The organism is Arthrobacter sp. CJL-S3, from assembly GCF_056711635.1.
In genome coordinates this window covers 2,092,804-2,108,670 of the sequence record NZ_CM160046.1, presented here as the reverse complement: position 1 = coordinate 2,108,670, position 15,867 = coordinate 2,092,804, and the positions used below count along the sequence as shown (strand labels likewise).

Genomic DNA, 15,867 nt, shown 5'->3' with positions numbered 1-15,867 from the left:
CCAATGCTAATCGAAAACTTCTTCGAATTTCCATTTCCGGCCGTGCCGCCGGGCGGGTCAGGCCGCCCGCTGTGTTAATGGTGCGCTACTCGCGGTCGTAGGCGGCGGCGAGCAGCTGCACGGCCTCGGCGAAGCTGGCGCCCTGGGCCTTTGCTGCGGCGGCGAACTCGCCGGCGGCTGCGGAGAGGGAGCTCCAGGCCTCGTCCCGGGCGCACACCACGGTGCCGTTCCGGCCCCTGGTCAGCACGACGCCGGCCGCCTCCAGTTCCTTGTAGGCGCGGGCCACGGTGTGCGGCGCGACGCCCAGTTCCCCGGCCAGGCTCCGCACGGCGGGAAGCTTGGTTCCGGGCGCCAGGGTGCCGTTGTCCGCCCGTTCAATAATGTTGAGCCGGAGCTGTTCGAACAGCGGGACGGAGCTGCCCGGGTTGGGCCGCCAGGCACCGGGGAATGGTGTGATGGATGTCCCGGTGGGGGTCACTGTCCGGGCTCCTGGGCGGGGGTGCGGTGTTCGCGGCGGGCGAACTGCGCCTCGTACAGATTCAGGTACAGCCCGCCCCTGGCCATGAGTTGCCGGTGGGTGCCCTGTTCAACGATCTGTCCTTGGTCCATGACGAGAATTAGATCAGCGTCCCGGACGGTGGACAAGCGGTGGGCAATCACGAAGCTGGTGCGTCCCTGCCGGAGCCGCCGCATGGCCTGCCGGATCTGCGCCTCGGTGCGGCTGTCCACTGAGCTGGTGGCCTCGTCGAGGACCAGGATGCTGCGCCCGGCCAGTTGTGCCCTGGCGATCGAGATCAGCTGGCGCTGGCCGCGGCTCAGCGAGTCGCCGTCGTTGCCGAGCATCGTGGCGTAGCCGCCGGGCAGGGCCCGGACGAACTGGTCCACGTGGCTGGCCTGCGCCGCGGCCACAATGTCGGCGTCGCCCGCGCCGGGGCGGCCGTACTCGATGTTGTCCCGGATGGTGCCGGTGAACAGCCAGGTGTCCTGCAGCACCGTGCCGAAATTGGCCCGCAGTTCATCCCGCGGCAGCGCGGCGATGTCCGCCCCGTCGACCGTGATCCGGCCGGAATCCAGTTCGTAGAACCGCATCAGGAGGTTCACCACAGTGGTCTTGCCGGCGCCGGTATGCCCCACGATTGCCACGGTCTGCCCCGGCTCCACTGTAAAGGACAGGTCCCGGACGACGGGCGAGCCGGGGCGGTAGCCGAAGGTGACACGCTCAAACGTGACCCGGCCGGCGGCAGCGGACGCCGGCACCCCGCCGCCGGCAGGCCCGACGGCCGCCGCGGCGGAGGCCCCGGCGGTCCCCGCCGCCGGACGCGGGGCAGGTTCCGGCGGGATCTCCGGTGCGTCGAGGAGCTCAAAGACCCGCCCGGCCGACACGAGGCAGGACTGCATGAGCGTCAGCATGCCGCCGATCTGCCCCATCGGCTGGCTGAAGAGCCGGCTGAACTGGAAGAAGGCCTGGAGGCCGCCGATGGTCAGGGCGCCGGACAGGACCTGGAGCGCGCCGACGACGGCGACCGCGACGTAGTTGAGGTTGGACACCAGGACCATGAGGGGCTGCACGACGCCGGAGACGTACTGGGCGCGGGCACTGGCGCGGCACAACTTGTCGTTGCCGTCCTTGAAGCTGGCCGCGGCCGCCTCCTGCCGTCCGAAGGCCTTGAGGACCTCGTGGCCGGTGAAGAACTCCTCGAGCTGTGCGTTCAGCTCGCCCGTGCTCCCCCACTGCTCGGTGAAGTGGGCCTGGGATTTGCGGGCCACCAGGATGGTGAGGAGGGTGGACACCGGGACGGAGACCAGCGCGATCACGGCCAGGACCGGGGAGAGCCACAGCATCATGGCCAGGGCACCGGTGAGCATCAGCAGCGACAGGATCAGCTGGTTGAGGAGCTGGTTGAGGGCCTGGGCGATGTTGTCGACGTCGTTCGTGGCGCGGCTCAGCACGTCCCCGCGGTGTTGCTCGTCGAAATGGCTGGACGGCAGGACGTGGAGTTTCTCCTCCACCGAGGCTCGCAGCCCGTAGCCCAGCCGCTGCACCGCCACGGCCGTCAGGGTTCCCTGGATCCAGCTGAAGACGGAAGCCCCCAGATACATGACGGAGACCGCTGCCAGCAGGCCGCCCAGTTTCCCCTGGTCGAAGGATCCGCCGACCACGCCCTCGACGACGACGTCGGTGGCGTCGCCCAGGAGTTTCGGTGCCGCCACATTGAGCGCCACAAAGGCGCAGGTGGCGGCGATGACGCCGGCCATCCGCCATTTCGATGGCCGCAGCAGCCCGAGCAGCCGTCCGGCCGTGCGCCAGCGGAACCGGCCGCCTGTCCCGGCGTCCTCAGGGGAAACAACCGGGAGGGATGCGTTGCCGCCGCCGGAGGGCTGGTCCACCGGGGGCTGGTCCCGGGTGCCGCGGGCCGTGGGTGCGTCGGTCGGGGCGTCGGTGGGTGCGTCGGTGGGCGCGTCGGTCCCGGCGTCGAGCGCCGGTTCACGGGTCACAGGGTTTCCTCCAGCACCAGTTGCGACGCTGCGATCTCCCGGTAGCTCGGCGAGGACTCCATCAGCTGGTGATGTGTCCCCTGCGCCACGACCCGGCCGTCTTCGAGGACCAGGATCAGTCCGGCGTCCACGATCGTGGCGACCCGTTCGGCGACGATCAGGACGGTGGCCGTGCGCAGCAGCGGTGCCATCGCCTCGCGGAGCCGGTAGTCGGTGCCGTAGTCCAGCGCCGAAAAGCTGTCGTCGAACACGTACACGGGAGCCCGGCGGAGCAGCGCGCGCGCGATGCACAGCCGCTGCCGCTGACCGCCGGAAAAATTCGTGCCGCCCTGGCTCACCGGTGACTCCAGGCCCAGCGGCAGCTCCCGGACAAACTCCGCGGCCTGCGCGGCGTCCAACACCTGCCAGAGATCCTTGTCCGTCGCCGAGGGCGCCGCCATCCTCAGGTTCCCGGAGAGCGTTCCGGAGAACAAATACGAGTGCTGGGGAACGACGGCGACCAGGTTCCGCAGCGCCGCCAGGGGCAGGGCGCGGACATCGCAACCGCCGATGCTGATGTGCCCGCCGGTGGCCTCCAGGAACCTGGGCAGCAGGTTCAGCAGGGTGGTCTTGCCGCTGCCGGTGGCGCCGATGACCGCCGTCACGGCCCCGGGAGCAGCCGTGAAGCTGACGCCGTCCAGGACCGGGGCCTCGGCGCCCGGGTACGCGAAGGACACGTCGCTGAACTCCACGGCATGGCCCTCGGGCGCCGACCCGCCCGGGCCGTCCGTGATCGCCGGCGCCGTGTCCAGCACCGCCTGGATCCGTTCGGCGCAGGCAGCCGCGCGGGGTGCCGTCATGAAGACGTACATCGCCATCATGATCGCGATCAGGATCTGCAGGATATAGGCGATGAACGCCGTCAGTGCGCCCAGCCGCATGTCACCGGACTGGATCCGGTGCCCGCCGAACCAGACCACACCGACCGAGGACAGATTGACCACGACCATGATCAGCGGCATCATTCCCGCGACGAGCAGCGCCGAACGCAGGTTGTTCCGGGTCAGGTCCCGGTTGGCCCCGTCGAAGCGCCCCATCTCGTGCCCCTGGCGGACAAAGCCCCGGATGACGTTGGCACCGATGATCTGCTCGCGCAGCACCCGGCTGATCCGGTCGATGAGTTCCTGGCCCTGGCGGTAGAGCGGGACCAGGCGGCGCACGATGAGGACCATAATGACGGCGAGCACCGGGATGACCGCGACGACGATGCCGGACAGGGCAATGTCCTGGTGCACGGCCAGCACGATGCCGCCGATGAAGATGGCGGGCGCCGCGACCAGCATGGTGAACACGAGGACCATGAGGTTCTGGATCTGCGCGACATCGTTCGTGGCCCTGGTGACCAGGCTGGCGGCGCCGAACGCGCCGACTTCCTGGGAGGACATGGACTGCACCTTGGCAAACAGTTCTTCGCGCAGTTTCCGGCCGAGCTCCATCGCCACGACGGCGCCGAGATACCCGGCCGCGATCGCCGCCGCCACCTGCACACAGGCGATCGCGGCCATCCAGGAACCCAGGTTCAGGATCTCCGGGATGTCGCCGCCGACGATCCCGTCGTCGATGATGGCCGCGTTGAGGGTAGGCAGGAGGAGGTTCGCGGTCGTCTGCACGAGCTGCAGGACCACGATGGCCAGCACGGTCCCCTTGTGGGCGGCCAACAGCCGGCCCGTCAGACCAATAAGCACCGAACCTCCATCGCTACGTCAGGGCACGGATCGGATCGACCAAGGCAGCCGCCCCCACGCTGCCTCGACATTGTAAGCACTCTCACACACTGCTCCGTTGTCATACGCTGTCCGGCCTGTCTGCCGGTCCGGAACCCGGCCGCGGATCAGGCCCGCTTCCGGGCCACGGCGAAGATCCGCCGGAACGGGAACACGGTGCCGTGCGGCCCGGCCGGGTAGGCCTCCGCCAGCAACGCCGAGTATTCGGCTTCGAACTCACGGGCGTCAGCGGCGGACAGCGCCGCGAGCACGGGCCGGAGTCCCGTGCCGCGGACCCACTCCAGGACGGGGTTCGCTCCCGGGAGGAGCTGGTAGTACGTCGTCTCCCACGCATCCGCGTCGCAGCCGGCGTCGAGCATGATGGCCAGGTAGTCGTCCGGCTCGCCCACCACGTCAACGTGGCGCAGGACCCCGGCGAGCCGTCCCGCCCACGCCGCGGACTCCGCCAGCCCGCGCATCAGCGTGTGCGAGGGCGAATTGAAGTTTCCGGGGACCTGCAGCGCGAACCAGGCGCCGGGGCGGAGCGCCGCGAGCCAGCGGGGCAGCATGTCCCGGTGGCCGGGAACCCACTGCAGCGCGGCGTTGGTGACGACGACGTCCGTGTCCGCGGCGGGCATCCAGCCGGCGATGTCTGCCGCGCCGAAGGAGAGGTTGGGCAGCCGTTGCACGAGGCCGGCAGCCTGGGCCAGCATTTCCGCCGAGGAGTCCAGGCCGGAGACCCGGGCCAGGGGCCAGCGCTCGGCGAGGGTGGCCGTCAGGTTCCCGGGACCGCAGCCGAGGTCGACGACGGAACGGGGAGCGTCCGCATGGACCCGGGCCGTCAGGTCAAAGTACGGCCTGTCCCGGTAGTCCCCGAACTGCACGTACTTGGCGGGATCCCATTTCACTGCTTCCTCCAGTCACCGGCGAACGACGCGACGTCCGAAGCCTAACCCCGGCCGGAAGGGCCGCCTAGGAGGCGCGCGACCCTAGCGCACCGGCCACTAAGCTGGTGAGCAATGAAACTTGTTGATCAGCTCCCCGCCCCGGCCGCCCGAGTCCCCGGCCGGACCGGCCTGGACCCGGACGAGCTCTACACCCGCTTTGTCGAGTGGACGGAAACCCGCGGGCTGGCCCTGTACACCGCCCAGGACGAGGCCGTGATGGAGCTTGCCGCCGGCGCCAATGTCATCCTGGCGACCCCCACCGGATCGGGGAAGTCCCTCGTCGCGATCGCGGTGCACTTCCAGGCCATGGCCCGCGGACAGCGCAGTTATTACACCGCACCGATCAAGGCCCTCGTCTCGGAGAAGTTCTTCGCCCTGTGCGAGATCTTCGGCGCCGAGAACGTCGGCATGATCACCGGCGACTCCGGCGTCAACCAGGACGCCCCGATCATCTGCTGCACGGCGGAGATCCTGGCCAACATCGCCCTCCGCGAAGGCGCCGCCGCCGAGCTCGGCGCCGTCATCATGGACGAATTCCACTTCTACTCCGACCCGCAGCGCGGCTGGGCCTGGCAGGTCCCGCTGCTGGAACTCCCCCAGGCGCAGTTCCTGCTGATGTCCGCCACGCTCGGCGACATGAGCCGCTTCGAGGCCGGCATCACGGAGCTGACCGGCCGGCCGACGACCACCGTCAGTTCGATGGAACGGCCCATCCCGCTGCACTACTACTACGAGCAGACGCCCGTGCACGAGACGCTCGAGGAGCTCCTCGCGACGAAGCAGGTCCCGGTCTACGTGGTGCACTTCAGCCAGGTGGAGGCGATCGACCGGGCCCAGAACCTGATGAGCATCAACGTCTGCACCCGCGAGGAAAAGGACAAAATCGCGGAGCTGATCGCCGGGTTCCGCTTCGCGGCCGGGTTCGGCAAGACGCTCAACCGGCTGGTCCGGCACGGCATCGGCGTCCACCATGCCGGCATGCTGCCCAAATACCGCCGGCTCGTGGAGCAGCTTGCCCAGGCCGGGCTGCTGAAAGTCATCTGCGGCACCGACACCCTCGGCGTGGGCATCAACGTCCCCATCCGCACCGTGCTGCTCACGGCGCTGAGCAAGTACGACGGCGTCCGCACCCGGCTGCTGAACTCCCGGGAGTTCCACCAGATCGCCGGCCGCGCCGGCCGGGCCGGCTACGACACCGCCGGGACCGTCGTCGTGCAGGCCCCGGAACATGTCACGGAGAACGTCAAGGCGATGGCCAAGGCCACGGCGAAGTTCGGCGACGACCAGAAGAAGCTCCGCCAGGTGGTCAAGAAGAAACCGCCCGAGGGCTTCGTCTCCTGGGGCGAACCGACCTACAAGCGCCTTGTGGAGTCGGTCCCGGATCCGCTGACGTCCAGCTTCAGCGTGACCCACGCGATGCTGATGAACCTGATGGAACGGCCGGGCGATCCGTTCAAGGCCGCCCGCCGCCTGCTGACGGAAAACCATGAGCCGCGTGCATCCCAGCTGCAGCTCATGAAGAAGGCCCTGGGCATCTACCGGGAGCTCCTGGCCGCCGGGGTCGTGGAGCGGATCCCGCTGCAGGAGCAGGGCGCGGACGGCCGCACGGTCCGCCTGACGGTCCATCTGCAGGCCAACTTCGCCCTGAACCAGCCGCTGTCCCCCTTCGCCCTCGCGGCACTGGAGCTGCTGGATCCGGAGTCGCCGTCGTATGCCCTCGACGTCGTGTCCGTGATTGAGTCCACACTGGAGAAACCCCGGCAGATCCTGTCCGCGCAGCTGAAGAAGGCGCGCGGCGACGCGATCGGCGCGATGAAGGCCGACGGCATCGATTACGACCAGCGCATGGCCATGCTGGAGGAGGTCAGCTACCCGCAGCCGCTCGCGGAGCTGCTTGGCGAGGCGTTTGATGTCTACCGCCGGGCCGCGCCGTGGATCGGCGACTTCGAACTCGCGCCCAAGTCCATCGTCCGGGACATGTACGAACGGGCGATGAACTTCGGCGAGTTCGTCCAGTTCTACGGACTGGCCCGGTCCGAGGGGATTGTGCTGCGCTACCTTGCCGACGGCTTCAAGGCGCTGCGGCAGACCGTCCCGCAGGACGCCCTCCGCGAAGACCTGGAGGACCTCATCGCGTGGCTCGGCGAGCTGGTCCGCCAGGTCGACTCCAGCCTGCTCGATGAGTGGGAGGAGCTGACCTCCGGCAAGGCGCCGACGCCGCACGACGCTCCCCCGCCGCCGCCGCCGTCGCTGACCTCCAACGTCCGGGCCTTCCGTGTGATGGTCCGCAATGAGATGTTCCGCCGGGTGGAGCTCTTCGCGGACGAGGATGCCACCGCCCTCGGCGAACTCGACGCGGGTTCCGGCTGGGATGCCGAACGCTGGGAGGACGTGCTGGATGACTACTTCGACGAACACGACGACATCGGCACCGGCCCGGACGCCCGCGGCCCGGGCCTGCTGATCATCACCGAGGAGCCGGGCCGGTGGAAGGTCCGGCAGATCTTCGAGGACCCGGCCGGCAACCATGACTGGGGCATCTCCGCGGAGGTTGACCTCGCGGCCTCGGACGAGACCGGAACCGCCGTCGTGCGGGTCACGGAAGTGAACCGGCTCTGACGGTCCGCGAACCGGATCGGCAGCAGCGGCCCGGCGCTAGTAAACTCGTGGGATGAGTGTAATCCGGCCCGCGACGGCGAACGATGTCCCCGATATCCTGCAGATGATCCATGACCTGGCCATCTACGAGAAGGAGCCGGACGCCGTCCGGAACACCCCCGAGATGCTGACCGAGGCCCTGTTCGGTGAGCACCCGCGGGTGTTCGCGGCGATGGCCGAGAACGAGGCCGGCGAGGTCCGGGGTTTCGCCCTCTGGTTCCTGAACTACTCCACCTGGGAAGGCGTCCACGGCATCTACCTCGAGGACCTGTACGTGCGCCCCGAGGCCCGGGGCGAAGGCCACGGCAAGGCGCTCCTGCAGCATCTCGCCGCGACCGCCGTCGACCGCGGCTACGCCCGCGTCGAGTGGAGCGTCCTGGACTGGAACGAGCCCTCCATCAACTTCTATAAGAAGCTTGGGGCCAGCCCGATGGAGGAATGGTCCACGTTCCGGCTGACCGGTGACGCGCTGGAAGCCTTCGGGACCGCGCACAAAGTCCAAGCCCATGGCTGACCTGCCCCTGACGGGCCTGCCGCTGGCGGGCCGTCCCCTGACCGGCGGTCCCCTGGCCGGGACGGCTGCCGCCGGGGTGCTGGAGGCCGCGCCGCCGACCGTCCCCCACACCATCAAGGCGCGGCACGAATACCGCGGGATGCGCACGGCGGAGCACTACTTCGAGGTGCCCCTGGACCACTCCCGCGCCGCCGCGCCGCCGGGCGAGACCATCACAATCTTTGCCCGCGAGTACGTCTCCGCGGACTACAGCGAGGACGAGGCCGCCCAGCTCCCGTGGCTGCTGTACCTGCAGGGCGGCCCCGGCGGACGCGGCAACCGTCTCCCGGCGCTCGGCGGGTGGAGCAAGGCCGCCGCCAAGGACTTCCGCATCCTGATGCTGGACCAGCGCGGCACCGGCCTGTCCGCCGCCGTCGACCGCAACACGCTGCCGCTGCGAGGGAACGACGCCGACCAGGCGGCCTACCTCGCGCATTTCCGGGCGGACTCGATCGTCGCCGACGCCGAGGCGATCCGGCTGGCGCTGGGCTCCGGCCCGTGGACGATCTACGGGCAGAGCTACGGCGGCTTCTGCGCCCTCAGCTATCTCTCCTTCGCCCCGGAGGGCCTGCGGGAAGCCCTCATCACCGGCGGCCTCGCGCCGCTCGCCGGGCCCGCGGACCGGGTCTACCGGGCCACGTTCCAGCGGGTGGCGGCCCGCAACGCCGAATACTTCGGCCGGTACCCCGAGGACCGCGCAGCGGTCACCCGGATCGCCCGGCACCTTCGCGACACGGAGGAATACCTGCCCGACGGCGAACGGCTCACCGTGGAACGCTTCCAGATGGTGGGGTCCTTCCTGGGCGGCAACACCCGGGTGGATGCGCTGCACCACCTGCTGGAGGATGCCTTCGTCGGCACGCCCGGCGGGGACCGCCTCTCGGACGCGTTCCTCGACCAGCTCCGCGGGCTCGTGTCCCGCGCCGCCAACCCCCTGTACGCGCTGATGCACGAGTCCATCTACGGCCAGGGCGAGTCCACGGACTGGGCCGCCTGGCGGGTGCTGCAGGATTTCCCGGAGTTCTCCCCCGAGGCCCCCGAGCCGCTGCTCACCGGCGAAATGGTCTACCCCTGGTACTTCGAGCAGGATCCCGCCCTCCGCCCGCTGCGGGACGTCGCCCGGCGCCTCGCCGAAAAGGACGACTGGCCCCCGCTCTACGACCCGGAACGGCTCGCGCTTAACACGGTCCCGGTGGCCGCTGCCGTCTACACCGACGACATCTACGTCGACCGCGGACTGTCGCTCGAGACGGCCGCGGCCGTCCGGGGCCTGCAGGTCTGGGAGTCCGCTGATTTCCACCATGACGGCATCGCGGACGACGGCGAGGGCATCTTCGCCCGGCTCCTTGGCCTGACCCGGTCCGTCAGGGACTGAACCGGGACTGAACCCTGCACTGAACCCTGCACTGAACCCGTGCTGAACCCGGCGCTCCCCCGCGCCGGGGCCGGTGGCTAGGCCGGCGGGTGCACGGCGCGGTCCCGGCCGGCCGCGCGGAGGGCGACGGCGAATACCACCGCGGCGACGGCGGCGGCCGCCAGGTTGAGCCCCTGGTAGCCGACGCCGCTCATCACCAGCCCGGAGAACCCTGCGCCGACGGCGCCGGCGACGCCCATCATGGTGTCCGAGACGCCCTGGACGAGGACGCGGTCGTCGGTGCCGACGCTCTCGGCGAGCAGGGTGGAGCCGGCGATCGTGGCCGCGGACCAGCCCAGCCCCAGCAGCACCAGGCCGACCGTCACCAGCGCCGGCGCGGCCTGGCCGAAGCCTGCCACGAGCACGGAGACCAGGATCAGTCCGTGGCCCAGCAGGATGACGGGAAGCCGCCCGGCCTTGTCGGTCAGCCAGCCCATCACCGGCGAGAGCGCGTACATCCCGGCGATGTGCAGCGAGATGGTGAACCCGATCAGGACCAGCACGTCGGTGCTGGCCGCGTGGGCGTGGCCGGCGGGCATGTCGGTCAGGGGGCCCTCGGTCAGCAGCTGCAGGTGCAGGGGCGTCATTGACATCACGGCGGCCATGCAGCCGTGCGCTGCAATGATGGCGAGGAGGGCCAGTCCGGCCCGCGGGGAGGCCCGGATGGCGCGCATGCCGTGGCGGAGGCCGTGCCGACGCCGGGCACTCGTCGTGCCGCCGGCGGAGCCGCCGCCAGCGCTCCCTGCCGTGTCCGCCGTTCCGCCGCCAGCGGCGGCGGGCTGTGCGCCGGCCCGGAGCCGGGCCGCGAGCAGCAGGGGATCCGGGCGCAGGCCGATGAGCAGCAGCAGCGCGGCCAGCGCCAGCCCCGCCGCCGAGAACACGAAGGGTCCGGCCAGCGCCGGAAGCCCGAGGGCCTCCCCCACGAGGGCGCCGGGACGGATCAGGTTGGGCCCGGCGACGGCGCCGATGGTCACGGCCCACACCACGATCGACAGGGACCGGCCGCGGTGTTCCGGGGCGGCGAGGTCGACGGCGGCGAAGCGGGCCTGCAGATTGGCGGCCGTGCCCAGCCCCAGCAGTGCCGCGGCCAGCAGCAGCACCGGGAAGCTGCCCGTCACTGTGGAGGCGATCACCAGCAGGGCCCCGGCCATGGCGGCGAGCAGACCCGTCACGAGGGAGGCCCGGCGGCCGCGCCGTCCGGCCAGACCGGCGAGGGGCAGTGCGGCCGCCGCGGCGCCGAGGGTCATGATGGTGGTGACCGAGCCGGCCCAGGCGTTCGAGCCGGAGAGCTGGACGGCCAGCAGGGACCCGACGGACAGGCTGGCGCCGCTGCCCACGCCGCTGAGGAGCTGCGCGCTGCTCAGCACCCAAACCGTACGGCGCTGGACCCGTTGCGGGTCCAGCGCCGTACCGTTGGCTGCTGCAGTGTCGAAAATTTTCACGGTCCGAGCATAGCCGAACCGTGGGGGCTACTCGGCGTCGGTCAGGCTCTTGCGGGAGTCCTCTTCGAGCCGGGCGTCCAGCTTGGACTGCGTGGCCTTGGAGCTGACCAGGCTGGCGATCACGGCCACGATGATGGTGCCGATGATCACCCCGAGCGAGACGAAGGTCGGGATTTCCGGGGCCCACTCGATGTGCTGGCCGCCGTTGATGAAGGGAAGCTCGTTGACGTGCATGGCGTGCAGGACCAGTTTCACGCCGATGAACGCGAGGATCACCGAGAGTGCGTGCTTGAGGTAGATCAGGCGGGTCATCAGGCCGCCGAGCAGGAAGTACAGCTGCCGCAGGCCCATCAGGGCGAAAATGTTGGCGGTGAAAACGATGAACGCGCTCTGGGTCAGGCCGAAGATGGCCGGGATGGAGTCCACCGCGAAGAGCAGGTCCGTGAGGCCGATGGTCACGAAGACGATCAGCATCGGGGTGAAGACCTTCTTGCCGTCGACCACCGTGCGGAGCTTGCCGCCGTCGAACTTCTCCGACATCGGCAGGACCTTGCGGATCCGGGCGATGAGCGGGTTTTCCTTGTCCTCTTCGTCCTCACCGTCGTCCTGGGCCTGCTTCCAGGCGGTCCAGAGCAGGAAGGCGCCGAAGATGTAGAAGACCCAGCTGAACTGCTCGATCACGAGGGCGCCGAGCAGGATGAAGATGCCGCGGAGGATCAGCGCGATGATGATGCCGACCATCAGGACTTCCTGCTGGTACTTACGGGGTACCGAGAAGCGGGCCATGATGATGATGAAGACAAAGAGGTTGTCGATGCTGAGGCTGTATTCCGTCACCCAGCCGGCGAGGAACTGGCCGCCGTATTCCGGGCCGGTGAAGGCGAACATGGCACCGGCGAAGACCAGGGCGAGGGCAATGTAGAAGGAGACCCACAGGCCGGCTTCCTTCATGGAGGGCTCGTGCGGACGTTTGAGGACCAGCAGCAGGTCGATGGCAAGGATGATGCCGAGAACGACAAAGGAGCCGATCTCAAACCAGACGGGAAGTTCGGGCACGAAGATACCTTTCGCAGGGTGTGACGGTGCGGTGTAAGTCTCTCCGACTGGCCTGAGTGTCCGGTACGAACCCGGTTCTGCTTGGCTGCCCGCTACGCCCGGCAGGGCATCTGTGCCGTGCGTGTTGACGATCGTAGCGCTTGGGATACTCCCCTACGTCCGCCCAACAATACCCTAGGCGTGCCCCGCGGACTGCATCTGGCGCAGTTCCTTCTTGAGCTCCCCCACCTCGTCGCGGAGCCGTGCGGCGAGTTCGAACTGGAGCTCCCCGGCGGCGGAGTGCATCTGTTCGGTGAGCTGCTCGATCAGCCCCACCAGGTCCTCGGCCGGTGCGGCCGCGAGGCCGTCCGCCCGGATCTTGTCCGAGCCCTTGCCCTTGCCGCGGGTCTTGCCCGCGGCGGCGAGGAGTTCGCGGGTGTCGGCATCCTCTTTGGCGATCTGGTCCGTGATGTCGGCGATCTTCTTCCGCAGCGGCTGCGGGTCGATGCCGTGCTTGGTGTTGTAGGCCACCTGGATCTCGCGGCGCCGGTTGGTCTCGTCGATGGCCTTGGCCATCGAGTCGGTGATCCGGTCCGCGTACATGTGCACCTGGCCGGAGACGTTGCGGGCGGCGCGGCCGACCGTCTGGATCAGCGAGGTCGCCGAGCGCAGGAAGCCTTCCTTGTCCGCGTCGAGGATGCTGACGAGCGAGACCTCGGGCAGGTCCAGGCCTTCGCGGAGCAGGTTGATGCCCACCAGGACGTCGAAGACGCCCATCCGGAGCTCGCGGAGCAGTTCCACCCGGCGCAGGGTGTCCACGTCCGAGTGCAGGTATTCGACCTTCACGCCGTGGCCCAGCAGGTAGTCGGTGAGGTCCTCGGCCATCCGCTTGGTCAGGGTGGTGACCAGGACGCGCTCGTTCTTTGCCGTGCGGGTCCTGATCTCACCGAGCAGGTCATCGATCTGGCCCTTGGTGGGCTTGACGACGATCTCGGGGTCGATCAGTCCGGTGGGCCGGATGATCTGCTGCACGAAGCCGTCAGCCTTGCCGAGCTCGTACTTGCCCGGCGTGGCGGAGAGGTAGACGGTCTGGCCCACGCGGTCCTGGAACTCGTCCCACTTCAGCGGCCGGTTGTCCATCGCGGAGGGCAGCCGGAAGCCGTGGTCCACGAGGTTCCGCTTGCGGGACATGTCACCCTCGTACATGGCGCCGATCTGCGGCACGGTGACGTGCGATTCGTCAATCACCAGGAGGAAGTCGTCCGGGAAGTAGTCGATCAGGCAGTGCGGCGCGGTCCCGCGGGCGCGGCCGTCGATGTGACTTGAGTAGTTCTCGATGCCGTTGCAGAACCCCATCTGCTGCATCATTTCCAGGTCGTAAGTTGTGCGCATCCGCAGCCGCTGCGCCTCCACGAGCTTGTTCTGGCTCTCCAGGACCTGGAGCCGCTCGGCGAGCTCGTCTTCGATCCGCTTGATCGCCCGGCCCATGCGTTCCGGACCGGCCACGTAGTGCGAGGCCGGGAAGACGTACATTTCGGTCTCATCCCGGATGATCTCCCCGGTGAGCGGGTGCAGCGTGTAGATGTTCTCGATCTCGTCGCCGAAGAACTCGACCCGGATCGCCAGCTCCTCGTACATCGGAATGATTTCCACGGTGTCGCCGCGGACCCGGAACGTGCCGCGGTGGAAGTCCATGTCGTTGCGGGCGTACTGCATGGAGACGAACTTGCGGAGCAGGTCGTCCCGGTTCATCTCGGCGCCCTTGCGGAGCGTCACCATGCCGGCGATGTACTCCTCCGGGGTGCCCAGGCCGTAGATGCAGGACACCGTGGCCACCACGATCACGTCACGGCGGGTCAGGAGCGCGTTGGTGGCGGAGTGCCGGAGCCGTTCGACTTCCTCGTTGACGGAGGAGTCCTTCTCGATGAAGGTGTCCGTCTGCGCCACGTAGGCTTCCGGCTGGTAGTAGTCGTAGTACGAGACGAAGTACTCGACGGCGTTGTTCGGAAGCAGTTCGCGGAATTCGTTGACGAGCTGCGCGGCGAGGGTCTTGTTTTGCACCATCACCAGGGTGGGCCGCTGGACCTGTTCGATCAGCCACGCCGTGGTCGCGCTCTTGCCGGTACCGGTGGCACCGAGCAGCACCACGTCCTTCTCGCCGTTCTTGATGCGCTCGGTCAACTCCGCGATGGCGGCCGGCTGGTCACCGGCCGGCTGGAATTCGCTGATGACCTCGAAGGGCGCCACGACACGATTGATCTGCTGCGCAAGACTCATGTATCTAATCTACCGCCGGCCCCCGACACGGAGTCCTGATTCAGCTTTGGGCGGTACGGTCCGGCTCCGGACCGGTCCCCGGCCCGGGGCTGGTGTACGACGGCGGGTGCCAGCCGGTGCGCTGCACCCACGCCTCCATCCGAGGGACCGCGTGCCCGGTGAACCAGGTTTCCTTGTCGGCGGCGTAGCGCGCGGTGGATTTGTCCACGCCGTGCAGTTTGGCGACCCGGCGCTTCTCGGCGAGGTAGTCGGCCCGGGCGGTCTCGTCGTCGCGCAGCCAGTCCCGGAAGCAGAGCGCAAAGCGCCAGCCCGGGGAGCCCACGGCGCGGACGTGCAGGTTGACCGCGCGGCCGGGGTCCGCGTTGCCGTGCAGCCGTTTCGGCCAGTCCGACGGGTCCGGGTGGGAGGGCTTGGGGTTGTCCGCGAGGATGCCGGGCCAGGCGGGGAAGCCGGCGTCGGCCAGCAGCGGCGCGATCCGCTCCGCGGCGGCCATGTCCTCGACGCCGAGCTGGAGATCCAGGATGTCCTTCGCGGGGAGTCCGGGGACGGCGGTGGAACCGACATGGTCCAGGGTGAGGATGTCCCCGGCGGCCGCCGCCCGCAGGCGTGCGATGAGGCGGGCGGCCTGCGCGGGCCAGTCCGGGTTGGCGGGCGCCAGCACCGGCCCCCCGGTCCGCGGAGCGAGGCGGTGCCTGCTCAGGTTCACGGCAAAAGGGGCCAGCCGGAACTTCCACAGCCGGTCCACCGCGTCCCGCAGCTCCTCCTTGGCGCCGGAGTTATCCAGGACGGCGTCGGCTGCTGCCAGCCGGTCGGCCCTCGCGGCCTGGGCGGCCATCCGGGCCCGGGCGTCCGCGGCGGTCATGTGCCGGTGCTGCACCATGCGCTGCACCCGGACGTCGTCCGGGGCGTCCACCACCACCACCAGATGGAAGTTGGCGCCCTGGCCGGTCTCGACCAGCAGCGGGATGTCCTGCACGACGACGGCGCCCTTCGGAGCGGCGGCGGCCAGCGCGGCGGCGCGCTCCCTGACAAGGGGATGGATGATGCCGTTGAGCACGGCGAGGCGTTCCGGGTTGCCGAAGACGAGGGCGCCGAGCTTCGGCCGGTCCAGGCCGCCGTCGGGCGCCAGGACGGCCTTGCTGAACGCAGCCACGACCTGGGCGAGTCCCGGCGTTCCGGGTTCCACGACCTCACGGGCCAGGGCATCGGCGTCGATCACCACGGCCCCGAGTTCGCGCAGGCGTGCGGCGGCCACTGACTTCCCTGAGGCGATGCCGCCCGTCAACCCGATTTTCAGCACCCC

Annotated in this window: 11 protein-coding genes; 3 read left to right on the top strand and 8 right to left on the bottom strand. The window is 69.3% G+C overall.

Annotation, left to right across the window (positions count from 1 at the left end; translation table 11 throughout):
• Positions 1–85: 85 nt before the first annotated feature.
• The 4 genes from AC06G6_RS09525 to AC06G6_RS09510 form a co-directional block, all read right to left on the bottom strand.
• Positions 86–478: a GntR family transcriptional regulator gene (locus AC06G6_RS09525; protein ID WP_479828445.1), complete on the bottom strand. Its 393-nt coding sequence runs from the start codon at positions 476–478 to the stop codon at positions 86–88.
• A complete protein-coding gene (locus AC06G6_RS09520) occupies positions 475–2,256 on the bottom strand; it encodes an ABC transporter ATP-binding protein (protein WP_479828614.1) in 1,782 nt (593 codons plus the stop codon). Before AC06G6_RS09520 ends, AC06G6_RS09525 begins: the two co-directional genes overlap by 4 nt.
• A gap of 236 nt (positions 2,257–2,492) precedes the next feature.
• Entirely contained in the window at positions 2,493–4,220 is a 1,728-nt protein-coding gene (locus AC06G6_RS09515) for an ABC transporter ATP-binding protein (RefSeq protein ID WP_479828444.1), read from the bottom strand.
• A gap of 146 nt (positions 4,221–4,366) precedes the next feature.
• Positions 4,367–5,146 (bottom strand): trans-aconitate 2-methyltransferase, encoded by a 780-nt coding sequence (locus tag AC06G6_RS09510; RefSeq protein WP_479828443.1) that lies wholly within the window; start codon positions 5,144–5,146, stop codon positions 4,367–4,369.
• 111 nt (positions 5,147–5,257) lie between these two features.
• On the opposite strand from AC06G6_RS09510, the gene AC06G6_RS09505 reads away from it, so the two are divergent.
• The 3 genes from AC06G6_RS09505 to AC06G6_RS09495 all read left to right on the top strand — a co-directional run bounded on the left by AC06G6_RS09505 (position 5,258) and on the right by AC06G6_RS09495 (position 9,771).
• On the top strand, positions 5,258–7,804 hold the full coding sequence (locus AC06G6_RS09505; RefSeq protein WP_479828442.1) for a DEAD/DEAH box helicase: 2,547 nt from the start codon (positions 5,258–5,260) through the stop codon (positions 7,802–7,804).
• A gap of 52 nt (positions 7,805–7,856) precedes the next feature.
• Positions 7,857–8,357 carry a GNAT family N-acetyltransferase gene (locus tag AC06G6_RS09500; RefSeq protein WP_307464029.1) on the top strand — a complete coding sequence of 167 codons (501 nt, stop codon included), beginning with the start codon at positions 7,857–7,859 and terminating at the stop codon, positions 8,355–8,357.
• Positions 8,358–8,496: 139 nt separating this feature from the next.
• Positions 8,497–9,771 (top strand): alpha/beta fold hydrolase, encoded by a 1,275-nt coding sequence (locus tag AC06G6_RS09495; RefSeq protein ID WP_479828612.1) that lies wholly within the window; start codon positions 8,497–8,499, stop codon positions 9,769–9,771.
• Between the two features lie 77 nt (positions 9,772–9,848).
• Here the strand turns inward: AC06G6_RS09495 and AC06G6_RS09490 are convergent, their stop codons facing one another.
• The 4 genes from AC06G6_RS09490 to coaE all read right to left on the bottom strand — a co-directional run bounded on the left by AC06G6_RS09490 (position 9,849) and on the right by coaE (position 15,864).
• Complete coding sequence (locus tag AC06G6_RS09490) at positions 9,849–11,252, bottom strand: MFS transporter (RefSeq protein ID WP_479828441.1); 1,404 nt, start codon at positions 11,250–11,252, stop codon at positions 9,849–9,851.
• Between the two features lie 27 nt (positions 11,253–11,279).
• Positions 11,280–12,308, bottom strand: coding sequence for a TerC family protein (locus tag AC06G6_RS09485; RefSeq protein WP_479828440.1), 1,029 nt, complete (start codon positions 12,306–12,308; stop codon positions 11,280–11,282).
• 174 nt (positions 12,309–12,482) lie between these two features.
• On the bottom strand, positions 12,483–14,564 hold the full coding sequence (uvrB, locus tag AC06G6_RS09480) for an excinuclease ABC subunit UvrB (protein WP_479828439.1): 2,082 nt from the start codon (positions 14,562–14,564) through the stop codon (positions 12,483–12,485).
• 40 nt (positions 14,565–14,604) lie between these two features.
• The gene (gene coaE, locus AC06G6_RS09475) at positions 14,605–15,864 is read right to left on the bottom strand and encodes a dephospho-CoA kinase (RefSeq protein ID WP_479828438.1); all 1,260 of its coding nucleotides are present in this window, start codon (positions 15,862–15,864) and stop codon (positions 14,605–14,607) included.
• Positions 15,865–15,867 lie beyond the last annotated feature (3 nt).